This window comes from Nocardia sp. BMG51109, from assembly GCF_000526215.1.
GTDB lineage: Bacteria > Actinomycetota > Actinomycetes > Mycobacteriales > Mycobacteriaceae > Nocardia.
In genome coordinates this window covers 7281672-7296646 of sequence record NZ_JAFQ01000004.1, presented here as the reverse complement: position 1 = coordinate 7296646, position 14975 = coordinate 7281672, and the positions used below count along the sequence as shown (strand labels likewise).

The following is a 14975-nucleotide window of genomic DNA, read 5'->3' as shown; positions in this document are numbered from 1 at the left end:
CTCTCCCATCACTTCGAACACCAGGAATGCTCGTGAACACACGCATACTCGCCGCGGCCGCGCTCGCCTGCGCCGCCGTCCTGGCCGCCTGCACCAGCGCCCCGACCACACCGGCGCCGACCGGGAACGGTCCGCTCGCCGGAGTCTGCCCGTCCACCGTCGTCATCCAGACGGATTGGTACGCGACACCGGAGCGGGCGGCGGCGTTCCAGCTGGTGGGGCCCGACGGGACGGTCGATGTGACGAAGGGCGCCTACGCCGGTCCGCTGGGCGATACCGGCATCAATGTGGAGGTCCGCCTCGGCGGCCCGTTCCTCGGCGGTCAGCCGGTGCCGGCGCAGATGTACCAGGATCCCGGTGTCACACTGGGTTTCGTGCCCACCGACGACGCGGTGCGCTCGCAGTCGAAGTTCCCGGTGCGCGGCGTGTTCGCGTCGCTGGACGTGAATCCGCAGATCATCATGTGGGATCCGGCGACCTATCAGGTGTCGTCGTGGCGGGACGTGGCCGCGACCGGTGCGCCCGTCGTCTACAGCGAGGGCAAGATCTTCATGGACTACCTGATCGCCAACGGCTACGTGCGGCCGGAACAGGCCGACGCCTCCTTCGACGGCACCCCCAGCCGGTTCGTCGCCGAACACGGCCGGGTGATGCAGCAGGGCTACGTGTCCAACGAGCCCTACCGCTGGGAGCACGACGTCAAGGGCTGGCAGAAGCCCACGAAATCGCTGCTCGTGCACGAGGCGGGCTACGAGATCTACCCGCACGCCTGGTCGGTGCGCAGCGGTGAGCTGGACAAGCTCCGTCCCTGCCTGACCGAGCTGGTGCCGATGCTCCAGCAGGCCCAGATCGACTACGTCACCGATCCGGGACCGGTCAACGACGCGATGCTGCGGATCGCGGAGACCATTCCCGACGGCCCGCCCATGACCGCGGCCGGCAACACCGACTCGGTCCGCCGGCAGCTCGAGGAACATATCGTCGGCAACGGCACGGACGCCACGCTCGGCAATTTCGACACCGCCCGCGTCGACCGCGCGATCGCCGCCGTGACACCCGTGCTGCGCTCCCGCGGTCAGCAGGTCGCCGACGGGCTGACCGCCGCGGACCTGGTGACCAACGAATTCATCGACCCGGCGCTGGGCCTGAAGACGACACCGTAGCGGTCACAGGCTGAACGCGATCGACCGCAGCACCAGCACCGCGATGAACACCACGGTGAAGGCCAGGTCGAGGGCGACACCGCCGAGCCGGACCGGTTTCAGCACCCGCCGCACCGGCCCGATCACGGGTTCGGTGGCGGCGTGCGTGAACCGCCGCACCTTCCACATCCACCGCGGATTGTTGCCCAGCATCTCCGCCCAGTCCACGATCAGCCGGGCGATGAGCAGTAGCAGGAACACCGTCAGGGCGTACCCGAGCACGTTTCCGATGAGGCTCATGAGGTCTCCTTCGTGCCGACGGCGTCTACTTACCAGTGTCAACGCCCCGGCCCTCGAGAAAGTGCCGAATCGCCGGACCGCCTGATCCGCGGCTCGGTCCGGCCTCGTGTTCTCGGCCGAGTGCCGCCGTGGTCGCAGGAGCAGGCCGACTCGCTTGCCGCCCGGCCGCGGGCGGCGATGGGTGCGGCGTGATTCCGGGGACGAGTTGGTCGCCACGCCGGGCGGGTGATTGCAAAACTGTCGGTCGTTACGCAGGGTTGGCCGGTATGTCCGTTGCTTGCCCGGCCTGCTCGTGGCCCTCGCCGATGCACGTGTCGTCGCACGGGGTGGTGCGGTATCTGCGGTGTGTGTGCGGGAGGTGGCTGGTGGAGCATCGGGGCGGGGTGAGCCTCGTGACCGGGCGCAACAGCTGTGCCACGTCGTCGGTGGTGCCCGAACATCTCGAGCTGATTCCCTTACCCGACAGCTGAGCCGGCGCGGCCGATAGACCCGCTCGCCGCGATGCGCGGGGAGATCGGGATTCGGTGTCAGCCGGTGCCACCGGCAGCCCACCCGGGCGGCCACCCTCGGGAGCGACGAGGTGAACGCCGCTGCGGCGAACTGCCAGGTGTGGCCGCCCTCGGTGGTGTGGACGGTGCATTCGATCCCGACGGATTCGACCCGGGCACAGAGCCTTTCGGCGGCACCGACCTCGCCCGTGTCCGCCGCGCCGTCGCGGCCGCGCACCCTGCGCCGTCGTCCACCGGCGGGCAGGGGCGGCCGTTGCCCGCACGCCGGGACGGGGTGAGCTCTCGGCTCCGGGGCGTTTCCGCCTCCGGGCAACGCGGTATCGAGGGTTCGACGGCTCGGCTCACTGCTCCGTCTTGTCGAGGAGGTCGCGTCCGGCGTCGTCGATCGCCCAGTGTTTGGCGTTGTGTTCGCCGCGGATGCCGCTGTAGCGGATCATGCTGTGGCGGTCGAGGCCCGCGATCGTATTGCACACCCGGGACAGCTCGATGCCGGTTTGCTCGGATATCTGCCTGCAGGTGCGTGGCATCTCGTCGCGGAGCAGGTGCAGGATCTGTTGTTGGTTCGGCCCGTGTCCGGCGAGCATCGTTCCCCTCATCTCAGGCTCTGGGTTGCTGACTGCATTCGGGTGGAATCTGTTGCCGTCCCGCGCTGTTGATCTGCCACACCCGCGTCGGCCAGTGGCGGGCGCGGCCCACCTCGCATACCCAGTGCCGGGTGTGCATGACCGTGATCGTCTCGTGCACGCTATGGGGGCTGATCCGGAGATCCTCGGCGATGGTCAGGCAGTCGCGGGGTGCGCCGTCGGCCAGCAGTTGCAGGATCTGTTGCTGTCTGCGTCCTGTTCCCTGTCTCATGTGGCTTTCGGAGTCTCGGAGTGCGGTCAGGACCCGCACCAGCAGGCCGGTGGTCGGGTGGGGGACCGGGCGGGTCCACAGGAATTCGGTCGGGATGCGGTGCGGCAGGCGTTCACCGGGGGCGGGGTCACGCATCCTGGCCCCATTCGTCGACAGCTTGTTTCGCCACATCAACGCAGGTGACGGAGGCTTCGCGGATCATCCGGCCGTCGGTGGTGTAGATGCCCCACGCGCAGGTCGTGGGCGTTGTCGGCCGGATCTTCGCCACGAGCGAGTCAGCGTGTTTCGACAGCCACCAGCTGTTCTCGTCGCCGTCGAGCCGCCACTCGTCCGTCGCGTGTTCGGGGCGGAGGGGGCCGAGATCACTCATCGCGCAACGGCTCCTCGGACCACCGCGAATAGCACATGCCCGGTGTGGCGGTGACGATTTCGCACAGCATCGGCAACAGCACGTCGAGGTCGATGCCGTCGCGGGTGTCGACGATCAGCCCGTCGATGAGGAGTCCGTCGTCGCGCCACCGGTGGATGGTGTCGGCGATCAGGGTCGAGTTGGGCAGGCAGAGCGCGATGACCGAATATCCGAGCCGGTCGGCCAGCCGCCGCAATCGTTTCTCGACCAGCTGATAGTTGGGGCTGCCGGTGTCGGCGGCGATCAACGCGGTCGGTGCGTCGTCGGTCACTGGTGCACCCTCTTCTGCGCGGGCCTTTGGATGGGGTTTGTGGTAGGAACTTGAACGGAGGTCATGCTGGGCATACGCGCGGCTGCGGAGCGCACCCGGCGGATGTCCCGCAAGTCCCAGGCGCGTTCAACCATCAAATCCATCAAGTGCACCTGGCACATGAACTCAGCTAATTTGCCGTCTGCTTGCACAAATGTCCTGTGGCTCACGGGTTCTGGCATCGGCATCGTCAATCCCACAGCTCCCCATACGGGAGCGGCTGTAGGCCGTCGCGCACGTTGTCGTCAACGGTCACGTGCAGTTCAAGTTCCGAATAACCAGTCGCCAGCTCATTGGCGACGTTCTGTGCCTGCTCCGCTGGCGCTTGGTAGTCCAGCCTCAATGCGCCGGATTCGATCCGGATGTGGCGCGGATGCCGCATGTTCACCATCCCCGTTCCGTTGTTAGCCAAATTGCCTGGTAACGAGGGTGAATCGGCAACCGCGACGGGTCCATGCCGTGACCCGTTGGTCGGTATACGTCCGGCGTATATTTCCCCACCGCCCTGGGCATTAGGCTGGCCTCGCTCGCTCGTCCCTTGTTGCAAACCCCGCTCAACTATTATGGAAGAAGGGGATTTTCACTTCATGACCGACACAGTCACCAAGCAAGCTCACGGCTCAGACACGCGCCGCCACAAGGTCACCGGCGATGTTCACCTTGTCCTGCGCCGCGGCAACGAAGTGCTCTTCGGTCAGCGCCAAAACACCGGCTTCGAGGACAGTGCCTGGCACCTGCCCAGCGGCCATCTGGAGGCCGACGAATCCGTCATCACCGCCCTGATCCGTGAAGCAGAGGAAGAGATCGGCGTCGCCATCAAGGCCGAGGATGTGCAGTTCAGTCACGTCATGCACAACTCCTCGTCCGGTGGCCGGATGGCCTTCTTCTTCACTGTGCGGAACTGGCAGGGTGAGCCCGACAACCGCGAGCCGGACAAATGTGCTGCCCTGGAATGGTTTTCAGTGAACGAGCTGCCGGATCACATGATCGACTACTGCCGCGTGGCCATGCGGTCCATCGCCGACGGCAACAGCTTCTCGGTGTACGGCTGGTAGCACGATGACGCTCCAGTCCGGGCCGGTGGTGTGCGTCAGCTACCTGGCGCTGGCGGAGCTGTGGACTGTGCCCCAGTTCCCACGCGCGAACCACGGGGCCGAAGTCCGAAGCATTGAACGATCCGTCGCAGCTGACGGGCCAACAACAGCGGCGGCGCTCGCAGCTCTCGGAGCGCCGACCCTGTTGGCTGCCAACGACATTGGCAGCGACGATCACGGCACGTTCGTTCGCCAGTGGCTCGAAGAGCGTGCCGTCGAATGCGCTTTCACGACCCGACCAGAAGTCGTCACCCCACGGACCGTGGTGGCTGCCGACGATGACCACACCCGCACCTGGTTCGCGCATCTGCCGGGCGTTGCCGCCAGCCTGGAGCAGGTGGATCTGGCGCCGATCGCGGCGGCCTCCTTCCTCTACGTCGACTGCTACGAAATCATTGAGCAGGCAACCATACGGGTGATCGACGCCGGCCGCACGACCGAGGTGCCAATGCTCCTAAATCTTGGCGGCTCCGATCTCTCGGAGTCAGTGGCCACCGCACTCCGCGGTCATCCACACCTCCTGATTCAAACCAACGTCGATGACACCGCTCACGAAGAATCGCCAGCCTTGGCCAGGTCGCTGCTGGCCCAGACCAGCGCTCGGTGGGTGATCGTGACGGCCGGTGCCTTCGGTGCCGTTGCCGTTAGCCGATCCGAACAAACTTCTGTGCCCGCATTCCCGGTTACCGTTCGCCATACCCACTGCGCCGGTGCAGCGTTTTCCGGTGGCCTCCTCTATGGCTTGCGTGCTGGGTGGTCGATGCAGCTCAGTATGTTGCTTGGATCGGCCAGTGGGGCGCTCCAGTGTGCACGACACCAGAACGCCCCACTGCCGAGCTTGGCTGAACTGCAAGCGCTGATCGCCTCGCGCCAGCAGTTCGCCGCCAGCTAGAACAACTCCCACTCCGTCAGCTGCCCCCGCACCTCCTGCAATCGTTCCGGCGTCATCCGCTTCCGCTCCGCTTCCTCGGCAGACTCATCCTTCGCCCCGAACTGCCACCACGCCTCCCCAGTGTGCCGGTCCATGACCAGGAACTTGTCCTTCACCGCTGGGCCGCGGACCACCAGGCTCACCGTGAACGGCTCGGCCACCACCGCGTGAACCATTGTGTGGTGCAGTGCGTAGCTGGTGCCGATCGGCTCCTCCCGAGCCTGAAGAACTGGCAGCTTGTTCGGGTCCATCTGCTCATCGACCTCGGCATTGCCGAACAGATAATGCCGGTACTGGCCGCGCAGAAGTCGGCTGGCATACGACCAACGGTGGTTGTGCGGCCGGTCGAAGTAACCCGGCAGAAAGACGTGTAGCCGGATACGGATGCCCGGATCGTCGTCGCTGTGCAGCACGATCTTGTCCAGGATGTCGTAGTGCTCGCACATGGCGAGTAGTTTTGGCTGGTTGGGCAGCTCGTCCAGCCGCGTACGCACAATCCGCGGTTCGGCGGCGAGTTCGTTCAGTGCCTCACGGCAGTTGATCTCAACGTCGTCGATGTCGTTCCAGTCGATCCAGCGCAGGTTTTCGGCGATGCGGTCCATGTCGTCCATTCCGGTTCCTCACTCCTCGGGCTTGGCGCTGGATTTCCACAACCGGCAGACCGGCACGATGTCGTCGTAGGCGTCGCAGGAGGCTTTGCCCATCACCAACTCCTCGGCCGGGCAGCCACCCATGCAGGCGCTGGCCTTGCAGCCGCCGCAAGAGCTTTCAGCGAGTGCGCCGGTGAACAGGTCGAACTCGTTGACCCCGGGGTTGAGCTGCACTTTCCCGTCAACCATCTGGGCGAAGTGCAGCTCGGTGTCGAACAGGTACGAGCAGACATAGCAGCGGCCATCCGGAAAGATGGAGATCCGATCCAGCGTCCGGCCGATGCACCCTTGGTAACCCTCGGCGGCGTAGCGCTCCATCTGGTCGCGCCGGGCATATGTCGGCTGGTACCACACGCGCGTCTTGTGCTCGGGTGCAACAACATGCAGGCGATCACAGAAATTCACCCACTCGGGTGGCGTCATCGCCATCTCGGCATTGCCGTGGCCGGTGCCGATCGTCGAGAAGACATGGAACTTGACCAAGTTGACGTTCAGCTCATCGGCCAGCTCCAGCAAGTGCAGGACATTGCCCTCGTTGGCCTTGTTCACAGTGCAGATGATCCGGGTGTCGAAACCGCGGGCCGTCAGCTCCGCCGTCGTTTCCAGAGCAGTGTCGAAGGTGTTCGGACCCCGGATCGCGTCGTGGCTGGCTGGCGTTCCGCCATCCAAACTTATTTGGACGTAAGCGAAGTCCTCGGGTTCCAGCTGCCGGAACTTCTTGAACGCTGGCTTTTGCGCATTCGTGGTCGTGATGACGTGCTCGTAGCCGAGCTGCCGACTCATCCGAACGGCGTCACAGTAGGCGGGGTGCAACGTCGGTTCCCCGCCGAGGAGAGTCAACTTGCTCCCGCCCAGCCGACGCCAGGTGGCGAGTGTATCCACGATCTGTTGCAGCGGCATCTTCAGGGCACGGTCCAGCCGTTCGCCCATGTAGCAGTGCTCACAGCGCAATTGGCAGGCTTCGGTGATGTATAGGTACACATTGCGGAAGCGCCCATACGCCACCCGATCAATCCGTTCCGGCTCCGGCACGCTGGCACCACGGGGCATCCGAGCATGGCCGTAGCCATCACTTTTGCTTCTGAGGAGTGGGACAGGTAGGTCAACAGTCGTCATAGCGAAGTACTCCGTGAAATGAGCAGCGGGGCAAGCAGATTCGCCGCCCCATCGATGGTGTTGGTGGTGTCGAGTGCGGTGACGGTGATCCCGGAATCTGTAAAGCCCGCTCGGATGCCAGCGGCCGTCTGGTGGTAGCGCTGCAATCTGGCCTTGAACAACAGCGGGGAGTCACCTCGGCGCGGATGCAGCAGGCCGCCGCAGTGCGCGCACTGCCATGGGTCATCGTCGGCCGGGACAGCTGGCAGACGTGGGTCCGAGATCGGATCGCGTTCGCAGCGGTGGCAAACCTTGCGAGTCTTGGCCCGCTGCTTCAGCGTTCGTGCGTCCGTCAGCACTTCGATCGGCTCGATGTGCGGCGAGGGCGTCAGCGTCCAGAGCGTCGCCAGCAGCTGGTCGACCTGGCTGGCCGATCCGGGGAAGTTGTCCAGCAGGATCGTGTGAACGGCCGAATCTTCGTGAGCAGCAACGAAATATGACCGGAGCACATCACCGACGGTGAACTCGTCGATCCAGCCCAGGCGTTCGCTGCTGGTGGCTGTCGCGGCCAGTACCTCTTTTGGGACGTGCTCGCGCAGTCGGAAGATTCGCCGTCCCGGTGTTTGGAGGCGCAAGGTCAGGGTGGTTTTACCGGCGGCCGGTGGGCCGAAGATGGGAACTACCAGGGACAAGGTCACGGCCAACCCCTTTCGTGAGGCCCGAATATGTCCAGGCCCCTCAGGGTCGATCGGCGGGGCGAAAACGACCACGACATGGGGGTATGCGGGGTATGTATGAAACGTATAGTGAGGACCGTCAAGCCCTGGTAAGGTCACGCGACCAGGGCGAACGGGGCGCGGTCAGGGCACCCCAAAACGATGTCGGAGTAGCCATGAAGCGCGAACCCGAGCAGCAACGCTACTGCGCTCGCTGTGGGAGCAGGCTCAATCGCTACAACGCCGAAATACTATGCGGCCCTTGTAATCTCACTGCGCGCGACGAGGCACTACATCCGCCCACGGTGCCGCCGGATTTCTGGCAGACCGACAAGATCCGCGACGCCTTGGCCACTTGGCACATGGGCCGCGTGATCTTCGCTTACCGGACCCATCCGTATCATGGGCGCCCACTGCCACAGGAACTGGTGGCCAACTGGCTGGAACTGACCCAAGCGCAGCTCAGCCGGATCGAAAAGGGTCCGGCACCCGAACAGATTTCCAAGCTGATCCGCTGGGCCGAGATCCTCGACATTCCGGCTGACCTGCTGTGGTTCAAGCTGCCGGATGCCGAAGGCGACGGAGCAGTGTTGCCCACCGAAACTACCAGTGTCGCAGGCCATGACGCCGTGGCGCTCGTCCGATGGTTGGCCTCGGACGGCACCGCCGCACCACCGCCCAGTCACGCCGACGACCTCGAACGTGTCGGCGCGGCCTTGGAGGATGCACGCCGGTACTTCGATGGCACCGTGGTGGACTTCTTCCGCGCGCAGCTGGCGCGGTGTAAGGCCGACGACGGCACACTCGGTCCGGCAGCGGCCCTGCCGTTGGTGCTCGGGATTCTTGGTGCCATCAGGCGGCACACACGGGAAGTTAAGCCGAACATCCAGCGGCAACTGCTCGCCGTGGGGGCCGATGGTGCCGAGTTCGCCGGGTGGCTGTACCGCGATCTGCACAATCCGCTGACCGCCACCTTCCTCTACGACCGGGCAATGGAATGGGCGCAGGCCGCGGGCAGTCTGCCGATGCAGGGGTACGTGCTGCTCAAGAAATCCCAGATGGCTTACGAGACCCGTGACACTGGCACGTTGCTGACGTTGGCGCAGGCGGCAAAGGATGGCCCCTGGCAACTGCCCACGCGGGTCCAGGCCGAAGTCGTGCAGCAGGAGGCCCTGGGCCTCGCCATGATCGGCGAACCGACCAGCGTCGTTGAACAAAACCTGGCCGATGCGGGGCACCTCCTCACCCAGGCGAACGGTGCGGATGACCATGCCCTGGTCAGCTACTTCAATGAGGGCACGCTCCTGGTGCGGTCCGCATGTTGCTACACCGAAGCGGGGAGGCCGCAGACGGCGACGCAGCTCTTCGGCCAGGTCCTTGCCAGTGGCTCACTGTCGCGGCGCGATGCTGGCTTCTTCGGGGCTCGGCGGGCGAAAGCATTGGCCCTGAGTGGCGAGCCGGACGAAGCGGCCACGGTCGCGGTTGAATCAGTCGCGGTGGCGCGCGAAACACGGTCAGAGCGAACGATGAACGTCATCATCGACGTTGTCCGCACCCTGGATCCGTGGCGGCATCGGCCGAGGGTGCAAGAGCTGCGCGACGTGCTGTTGCCTTGACGACGAGCCGGTTGCCAGCCACGAGGCCGCGATGCCGATGACCTCGGCCTGGTACTCCTGGCTCTTCGGATTCAAGTACTCCGGGTCGTCATGGACGGCGAAGCCGTGCTGTGATCCCTCGATCTCCACCAGTTCAACCGGCGACGTCAATTTGGTGGCGGCCTCGCGCGATCCGTCGATCGGCACCAAGGTGTCGGCGTTGCCGTGGATGATGAGCGTCGGCGCTTCAATCTCGCCGAGCACATCGAGCGGCCGGAACCAGAACACCTCGTTCAGGAACGGGCGGCCATGCTGCAAGTTGGCCTTAAATTGAATGGCGCCAGTCGAATTCAGCTCTTCGGCTCGCTCGTCACTGATGGCATCGTTCGTCCAGTAGTCCCGAGTGTCGATCGTCCGCTTCTTGTAGTCCACCTGCGGATTGAGGAGCACCAGCCGTGACAGATCGTCCGGCCGTTTGGCGGCGTAGTAAGCGCAGATGCCGCCAGCGAAGCTCGCGCCGCACAGGCTCAGCTCGGCCGCGCCGGTGACCTCGCGGAGATGTGCCAGGCTGACGCGGATGTCGTTGAGGATGGTGGCGAGTGTGAGTTCCGCTTGGCTGCCTTCGCTATCCCCGTGACCACGGAGATCGAACCGGAGGGAAGCAATCCCAGCCTCGGCCAGGCCAGCAGCCAGCCGGGTGAAGAAGCCGCCCTCTTCGCGGGTGACGCCGCCGCCATGGACCAACACGACAGCCTGCGATGGCGGTTGATCTGGGGTGGCGAGAGTCGCGGCCAGTTGAAGGCCGTCGAGGGTGCGGACGCGGGTGACGGTGCTCGTCGGAACCACGGGAGCCAGTCAACCAGACCGGGGCAACCGCGGCCAGGTGGTTGATCAGGATGTGGGAGGGCCGATGCACGAATAGAGTATTCGCCGACATTCGCTGACCCGTCGGGGAAATTTCGCCCCTTCCGGAAGGAAGTTCTCCCGGCGTCGTGGGTGGATTCGACGCTGAGATCTGGTCTCGATTCCGCCGGGTACGTTCCGTACCTCATCCGACTGGCTAGGCTCTTCAATTGATGAGCAACTAGCGGGAGGCGCACATCGTGCAAGGCGGGGAAGGCTCGGCGCAACGGTAGGCGACTGTTCGATCGCTACTGCGGATCCGCGGCGGGCCGAGGCCCGTCCGGGTGCCGCGTCGGAAATGGGGGCACACTCGGTTCATGACCGAACTCGTACTGGTGCAGGGTGATATCACCGCGCAGGAGGTGGACGCCGTCGTGAACGCGGCGAACTCGTCGCTGCTCGGCGGGGGCGGCGTCGACGGGGCGATTCATCGCAAGGGCGGGCCGGCGATCCTGGCCGAGTGCCGGGATCTGCGTGCCTCCCACTACGGCAAGGGACTGTCGACCGGGCGGGCGGTGGCCACGACCGGCGGCGATCTCCCCGCGCGGTGGGTGATCCACACCGTGGGCCCGAGGTGGTCCGCCGAGGAGGACCGGTCGCAGTTGCTTGCCTCCTGCTATCGCGAATCCCTGCGTGTCGCCGACGAATTGGGCGCGCGAACCGTCGCGTTCCCGGCGATCTCCACCGGAATCTACGGCTGGCCGATCGACGACGGCGCGCGGATCGCCGTGCAGACCGTCCGCGAGACCGGCACGTCCGTCACCGAGATCCGCTTCGTACTGTTCTCGGCCGACGCCTACGCAGTCTTCGCCGACCGGTTGTCCTGAGAACGATCGGTTGGACTGCCGTGATGGCGCGCGGTTCTCGTCGAGCACCGGACCCGCCGCACCGGGGATCCGACACTGTGGTTCCGTTGTCGCGCCCGGTCATCGGCCGGCTCCGGATTCGAGGATGTGTCGGTGAGTGGCCGGGCACGCATGCTCCGTTAGACTTCGAACAACTGTTCGCGGATGTGGAGGGGTGCTTTGTCGTGCGGGTGATGGGTGTCGACCCCGGGCTCACCCGGTGCGGTCTGAGCATCGTCGACGGCGGGCTCGGGCGGCAGGTCACGGCACTCGATGTAGGCGTGGTGCGCACGCCCGCGGAGATGGATCTCGCCGAGCGGCTGCTGCTGGTCTCGGAGGCGGCCGAGCACTGGATGGATACCCACGAACCGGCCGCGGTGGCGATCGAGCGGGTGTTCTCGCAGCACAATGTGCGCACCGCGATGGGCACCGCGCAGGCCGGCGGCGTCATCGCGCTGGCCGCCGCCCGCCGCCGCATCCCGGTCGCCTTCCACACGCCGAGTCAGGTGAAGGCCGCCGTCACCGGAAACGGGTCGGCCGGCAAGGCTCAGGTGACGGCGATGGTGTCGCGGATCCTAGGCTTGCAGACGGCGCCGAAACCGGCCGACGCCGCCGACGCGCTCGCGCTGGCGATCTGTCACTGCTGGCGGGCACCGATGCTGGAGCGAATGGCGAAGGCGGAGGCCCAGGCGGCGGAGGCGCAGCGGAAGTACACCGAAAGACTTGCCCGGCAACGAAAGGCGGTGACGAGGTGATCGCGTCGGTGCGCGGCGAGGTACTCGAGATCGGGCTCGACCACGCGGTGCTGGAGGCCGCCGGCGTCGGCTACCGGCTCAACGCCACCCCCTCCACGCTGGCCGCCCTGACCCGCGGCGAGGAGGCGCGGCTGTACACGTCGATGATCGTGCGCGAGGATTCGATGACGCTGTACGGCTTCGCCGACACCGAGGCCCGCGAGCTGTTCGGGCTGCTGCAGACCGTCAACGGCGTGGGCCCGCGGCTGGCCATGGCGGTGCTGGCGGTGCTGGAGCCCGAGGCGCTGCGCAAGGCGCTGGCCGAGAGCAATATCGCGGCGCTGACCAGGGTGCCCGGCATCGGTAAGCGCGGCGCCGAACGCATGGTCGTGGAGCTGCGCGACAAGGTGAATCTCGTTCCGGTGCAATCGGGTCCGCCCGGCGCCGGGCCCGCGCCGGTCGTCACCCCGGTCCGCGAACAGGTGGTGGAGGCGCTCACCGGCCTCGGCTTCCCGGCCAAACAGGCCGAGCCCGCCGTCGACGCCGTGCTCACCGACCAGCCCGATCTGGACACCTCGAAGGCACTGCGCGCGTCGCTGGGCCTGCTCGGTAAGAACAAATAGGGCGTAGATGACCGAGCCGACGGACGACGACACCGAATCCCAGGTCACGCCGAGCTATCTGCGGTCGGACGGCGATATCGAGGCCGGGCTGCGCCCGAAGTCCCTGGACGACTTCATCGGCCAGCCGCGCGTGCGCGAGCAGCTCGCGCTGGTGCTGCACGGCGCCAGGAAGCGCGGCGGCACACCGGATCACGTGCTGCTGTCCGGCCCGCCGGGTCTGGGCAAGACCAGCATGGCGATGATCATCGCCGCCGAACTCGGCTCCGCCCTGCGGATTACGTCCGGTCCGGCGATGGAGCGCGCGGGCGATCTGGCCGCCATGCTCAGCAACCTGGTCGAGGGCGACGTGCTGTTCATCGACGAGATCCATCGGATGGCCCGGCCTGCCGAGGAGATGCTGTACCTGGCGATGGAGGACTTCCGCGTCGACGTGGTGGTCGGCAAGGGCCCCGGCGCGACGTCGATCCCGCTCGATATCGCGCCGTTCACGCTGGTCGGCGCCACCACCCGGTCGGGCGCGCTGACCGGCCCGCTGCGCGACCGGTTCGGCTTCACCGGCCACATGGATTTCTACGAACCCGATGAGCTGCAACGGATCCTGGTGCGCTCGGCCCGGATACTCGAACTGCGCGTCGAGCCGGATGCCGCCGCCGAGATCGCGGGGCGCTCCCGCGGCACCCCGCGCATCGCCAACCGCCTGCTGCGCCGCGTGCGCGACTACGCGGAGGTGCGGGCCGACGGCGTGATCACCCGCGAGGTCGCCCATGCCGCCCTGGCCGTCTACGACGTCGACGATCTGGGCCTGGACCGCCTCGACCGGGCCGTGCTCGGCTCGCTGGTGCGCAGCTTCGGCGGTGGGCCGGTAGGGGTTTCGACGCTCGCGGTGGCGGTGGGGGAGGAGGCCGCCACCGTCGAGGAGGTGTGCGAGCCGTTCCTGGTGCGGGCCGGCATGGTCGCCCGCACCCCGCGCGGCCGCGTCGCCACCGCCGCCGCGTGGGAGCATCTGGGCCTGGTCCCGCCGCCGGACCTGGTCTTCGGGTCGATCGAGGTGCGCGGGCGCGAACCGCACCCGACCCTGGACCTCTTCGATTCCTGACTACCCGGCTACCCGCTCGTTGCACTCGGTGGTTCGGTGTCGCCGAGCAGCGGCTCCAGCCGCTGGTAGGCGTCGAAATCCCGGAAATACCGGGTGTACAGCGCGCCGCCCGCGGGCACGTCCTCGGTCAGCGCGGCGCTCACGTCGACGATGCTCTTCACCGACAGGCTGATGCTCTCGCCGGTCTCGTTGCGATACGTGCATTCCTGCTGCCGGGCGAGATCGGTGACCAGCTGCACCGCATTCGGATCCGACTCGGCGTACACGAGGACGATGTCCTCCTGGTACAGCGGTGTGGACTCGGGCGCATTGGACAACGATTCATAGACGACGACCCCGACGTAGGGAACCTTACCCGCCACCCCTGCCTCCTCCGGTCCGCTTGTCGTTCGACTCCGCCCCGAAGATAGTCCACCGCCGGCCCGGCATCCGGTCCCTTCACCAGAATGCGATGCGGCCGGAGCCGAATCGAAAGACGCTCAGTCCTTGCGCACGCCGTCGATGAGCAAACGGCGGATCGCCTGGGTCAGGTCGGCAGTTGCCTGCGCGTCCGGGTCGCGCAGGCCGTGCACGATGGCGGCCAGCATCATCCCGGTGACCGCCCTGGCGGTATTGGCGGTGTCCAGATCGGCCCGGAGGTAACCCAGCTCGACGCCGTGTTCGAGATAGCCGGCGGTGAGCGTGTCGGCGGTGTCGAGCAGCCCGTACAGCCGCAGGGTCAGCTCGCTGTCGATGCCGGTCGCCTGGAACAGCAGCAGCTGCGAGATCCGCCGGTCCTCCAGGAAGATCCGGTTCAGGGCCGCGCCGATGCGCTCGACCTGGGCGCGGTACTCGTCCAGCGAGGTCGCCGCGTCGGGCGCGTTGTCGGTGCCCAGCGAGTCGATGATGCGGGCGGCCAGATCGTCGATGACGTGGTCGATGATGTCGCGCTTATTGGCGAAGTAGCGGTAGAAGGTGCCGTGGCCGATCCCCAGCTGAGCCGCGATATCGGCGATTCCCGTTGCGTGATAACCCTTTTCGGCGAAGCAGGCGAAGGCGGTGTCGATGATCTCCTGGCGGAGCTCGGCCTTGCGCCGCTCGAGGCGGGTGGATGACTTCGGCACGCAGCCGATGATACGGTGTTCCGAAACGGAATGATGTGTCATTCTGTAATAGATACTTCGGGTAC

The 14975-nt window shown here is 66.2% G+C and carries 20 protein-coding genes; 8 read left to right on the top strand and 12 right to left on the bottom strand.

Annotation, left to right across the window (positions count from 1 at the left end; all coding sequences use genetic code 11):
• Positions 1–32 precede the first annotated feature (32 nt).
• The gene (locus tag D892_RS0134355) at positions 33–1163 is read left to right on the top strand and encodes a hypothetical protein (protein WP_156959810.1); all 1131 of its coding nucleotides are present in this window, start codon (positions 33–35) and stop codon (positions 1161–1163) included.
• Positions 1164–1166: 3 nt separating this feature from the next.
• Here the strand turns inward: D892_RS0134355 and D892_RS0134350 are convergent, their stop codons facing one another.
• From D892_RS0134350 to D892_RS0134315, 6 genes are all read right to left on the bottom strand, one after another.
• Positions 1167–1442, bottom strand: a complete 276-nt coding sequence (locus tag D892_RS0134350) for a YggT family protein (protein ID WP_024805595.1) — start codon at positions 1440–1442, stop codon at positions 1167–1169.
• 850 nt (positions 1443–2292) lie between these two features.
• Positions 2293–2535 carry a hypothetical protein gene (locus tag D892_RS0134340; RefSeq protein ID WP_156959809.1) on the bottom strand — a complete coding sequence of 81 codons (243 nt, stop codon included), beginning with the start codon at positions 2533–2535 and terminating at the stop codon, positions 2293–2295.
• Positions 2536–2548: 13 nt separating this feature from the next.
• Positions 2549–2941, bottom strand: coding sequence for a hypothetical protein (locus D892_RS0134335; protein ID WP_024805592.1), 393 nt, complete (start codon positions 2939–2941; stop codon positions 2549–2551).
• Positions 2934–3176, bottom strand: coding sequence for a hypothetical protein (locus D892_RS0134330; protein WP_024805591.1), 243 nt, complete (start codon positions 3174–3176; stop codon positions 2934–2936). The genes D892_RS0134335 and D892_RS0134330 overlap by 8 nt, the downstream gene beginning before the upstream one ends.
• Positions 3169–3486 (bottom strand): hypothetical protein, encoded by a 318-nt coding sequence (locus D892_RS0134325; protein ID WP_024805590.1) that lies wholly within the window; start codon positions 3484–3486, stop codon positions 3169–3171. The genes D892_RS0134330 and D892_RS0134325 overlap by 8 nt, the downstream gene beginning before the upstream one ends.
• A 229-nt stretch (positions 3487–3715) precedes the next feature.
• Positions 3716–3916 carry a hypothetical protein gene (locus D892_RS0134315; RefSeq protein ID WP_024805588.1) on the bottom strand — a complete coding sequence of 67 codons (201 nt, stop codon included), beginning with the start codon at positions 3914–3916 and terminating at the stop codon, positions 3716–3718.
• Positions 3917–4112: 196 nt separating this feature from the next.
• Here D892_RS0134315 and D892_RS0134310 point away from each other — a divergent pair, with 196 nt between their 5' ends.
• The gene (locus D892_RS0134310; RefSeq protein WP_024805587.1) at positions 4113–4580 is read left to right on the top strand and encodes an NUDIX domain-containing protein; all 468 of its coding nucleotides are present in this window, start codon (positions 4113–4115) and stop codon (positions 4578–4580) included.
• A 4-nt stretch (positions 4581–4584) separates the two neighbouring features.
• Positions 4585–5511, top strand: a complete 927-nt coding sequence (locus tag D892_RS0134305; RefSeq protein WP_024805586.1) for a carbohydrate kinase family protein — start codon at positions 4585–4587, stop codon at positions 5509–5511.
• Here D892_RS0134305 and D892_RS0134300 read toward each other — a convergent pair.
• The 3 genes from D892_RS0134300 to D892_RS0134290 form a co-directional block, all read right to left on the bottom strand.
• Positions 5508–6161, bottom strand: coding sequence for a hypothetical protein (locus tag D892_RS0134300; RefSeq protein ID WP_036567681.1), 654 nt, complete (start codon positions 6159–6161; stop codon positions 5508–5510). The two genes, D892_RS0134305 and D892_RS0134300, sit on opposite strands and share 4 nt — an antisense overlap.
• 9 nt (positions 6162–6170) lie before the next feature.
• A complete protein-coding gene (locus tag D892_RS0134295) occupies positions 6171–7232 on the bottom strand; it encodes a radical SAM protein (protein WP_232236234.1) in 1062 nt (353 codons plus the stop codon).
• Between the two features lie 80 nt (positions 7233–7312).
• Positions 7313–7993 carry a hypothetical protein gene (locus tag D892_RS0134290; RefSeq protein ID WP_036570843.1) on the bottom strand — a complete coding sequence of 227 codons (681 nt, stop codon included), beginning with the start codon at positions 7991–7993 and terminating at the stop codon, positions 7313–7315.
• A 194-nt stretch (positions 7994–8187) separates the two neighbouring features.
• Here D892_RS0134290 and D892_RS0134285 point away from each other — a divergent pair, with 194 nt between their 5' ends.
• Positions 8188–9627, top strand: a complete 1440-nt coding sequence (locus tag D892_RS0134285; RefSeq protein WP_198037058.1) for a helix-turn-helix domain-containing protein — start codon at positions 8188–8190, stop codon at positions 9625–9627.
• Here the strand turns inward: D892_RS0134285 and D892_RS0134280 are convergent.
• Complete coding sequence (locus tag D892_RS0134280; RefSeq protein ID WP_024805581.1) at positions 9526–10452, bottom strand: alpha/beta hydrolase; 927 nt, start codon at positions 10450–10452, stop codon at positions 9526–9528. The genes D892_RS0134285 and D892_RS0134280 overlap by 102 nt on opposite strands.
• 374 nt (positions 10453–10826) lie before the next feature.
• On the opposite strand from D892_RS0134280, the gene D892_RS0134275 reads away from it, so the two are divergent.
• From D892_RS0134275 to ruvB, 4 genes are all read left to right on the top strand, one after another.
• On the top strand, positions 10827–11336 hold the full coding sequence (locus D892_RS0134275; RefSeq protein WP_024805580.1) for an O-acetyl-ADP-ribose deacetylase: 510 nt from the start codon (positions 10827–10829) through the stop codon (positions 11334–11336).
• Between the two features lie 203 nt (positions 11337–11539).
• The gene (gene ruvC, locus D892_RS0134270; RefSeq protein WP_024805579.1) at positions 11540–12109 is read left to right on the top strand and encodes a crossover junction endodeoxyribonuclease RuvC; all 570 of its coding nucleotides are present in this window, start codon (positions 11540–11542) and stop codon (positions 12107–12109) included.
• Positions 12106–12711, top strand: a complete 606-nt coding sequence (gene ruvA / locus D892_RS0134265; RefSeq protein WP_024805578.1) for a Holliday junction branch migration protein RuvA — start codon at positions 12106–12108, stop codon at positions 12709–12711. Before ruvC ends, ruvA begins: the two co-directional genes overlap by 4 nt.
• 7 nt (positions 12712–12718) lie before the next feature.
• A complete protein-coding gene (ruvB, locus tag D892_RS0134260) occupies positions 12719–13807 on the top strand; it encodes a Holliday junction branch migration DNA helicase RuvB (protein WP_024805577.1) in 1089 nt (362 codons plus the stop codon).
• Positions 13808–13815: 8 nt separating this feature from the next.
• Here ruvB and D892_RS0134255 read toward each other — a convergent pair whose 3' ends face one another.
• The gene (locus D892_RS0134255) at positions 13816–14169 is read right to left on the bottom strand and encodes a DUF4288 domain-containing protein (RefSeq protein ID WP_024805576.1); all 354 of its coding nucleotides are present in this window, start codon (positions 14167–14169) and stop codon (positions 13816–13818) included.
• Between the two features lie 117 nt (positions 14170–14286).
• A complete protein-coding gene (locus tag D892_RS0134250) occupies positions 14287–14952 on the bottom strand; it encodes a TetR/AcrR family transcriptional regulator (RefSeq protein ID WP_051499279.1) in 666 nt (221 codons plus the stop codon).
• Between the last annotated feature and the right edge of the window lie 23 nt (positions 14953–14975).

Excerpts from the sequence above, each read along its gene's own strand:
- D892_RS0134350 (WP_024805595.1), bottom strand. The coding sequence starts at position 1,442 with ATGAGCCTCATCGGAAACGTGCTCGGGTACGCCCTGACGGTGTTCCTG.
- D892_RS0134340 (WP_156959809.1), bottom strand. The coding sequence starts at position 2,535 with ATGCTCGCCGGACACGGGCCGAACCAACAACAGATCCTGCACCTGCTC.
- D892_RS0134335 (WP_024805592.1), bottom strand. The coding sequence starts at position 2,941 with ATGCGTGACCCCGCCCCCGGTGAACGCCTGCCGCACCGCATCCCGACC.
- D892_RS0134330 (WP_024805591.1), bottom strand. The coding sequence starts at position 3,176 with ATGAGTGATCTCGGCCCCCTCCGCCCCGAACACGCGACGGACGAGTGG.
- D892_RS0134315 (WP_024805588.1), bottom strand. The coding sequence starts at position 3,916 with ATGGTGAACATGCGGCATCCGCGCCACATCCGGATCGAATCCGGCGCA.
- D892_RS0134310 (WP_024805587.1), top strand. The coding sequence starts at position 4,113 with ATGACCGACACAGTCACCAAGCAAGCTCACGGCTCAGACACGCGCCGC.
- D892_RS0134305 (WP_024805586.1), top strand. The coding sequence starts at position 4,585 with ATGACGCTCCAGTCCGGGCCGGTGGTGTGCGTCAGCTACCTGGCGCTG.
- D892_RS0134300 (WP_036567681.1), bottom strand. The coding sequence starts at position 6,161 with ATGGACGACATGGACCGCATCGCCGAAAACCTGCGCTGGATCGACTGG.
- D892_RS0134285 (WP_198037058.1), top strand. The coding sequence starts at position 8,188 with ATGAAGCGCGAACCCGAGCAGCAACGCTACTGCGCTCGCTGTGGGAGC.
- D892_RS0134275 (WP_024805580.1), top strand. The coding sequence starts at position 10,827 with ATGACCGAACTCGTACTGGTGCAGGGTGATATCACCGCGCAGGAGGTG.
- ruvB (WP_024805577.1), top strand. The coding sequence starts at position 12,719 with ATGACCGAGCCGACGGACGACGACACCGAATCCCAGGTCACGCCGAGC.
- D892_RS0134250 (WP_051499279.1), bottom strand. The coding sequence starts at position 14,952 with ATGACACATCATTCCGTTTCGGAACACCGTATCATCGGCTGCGTGCCG.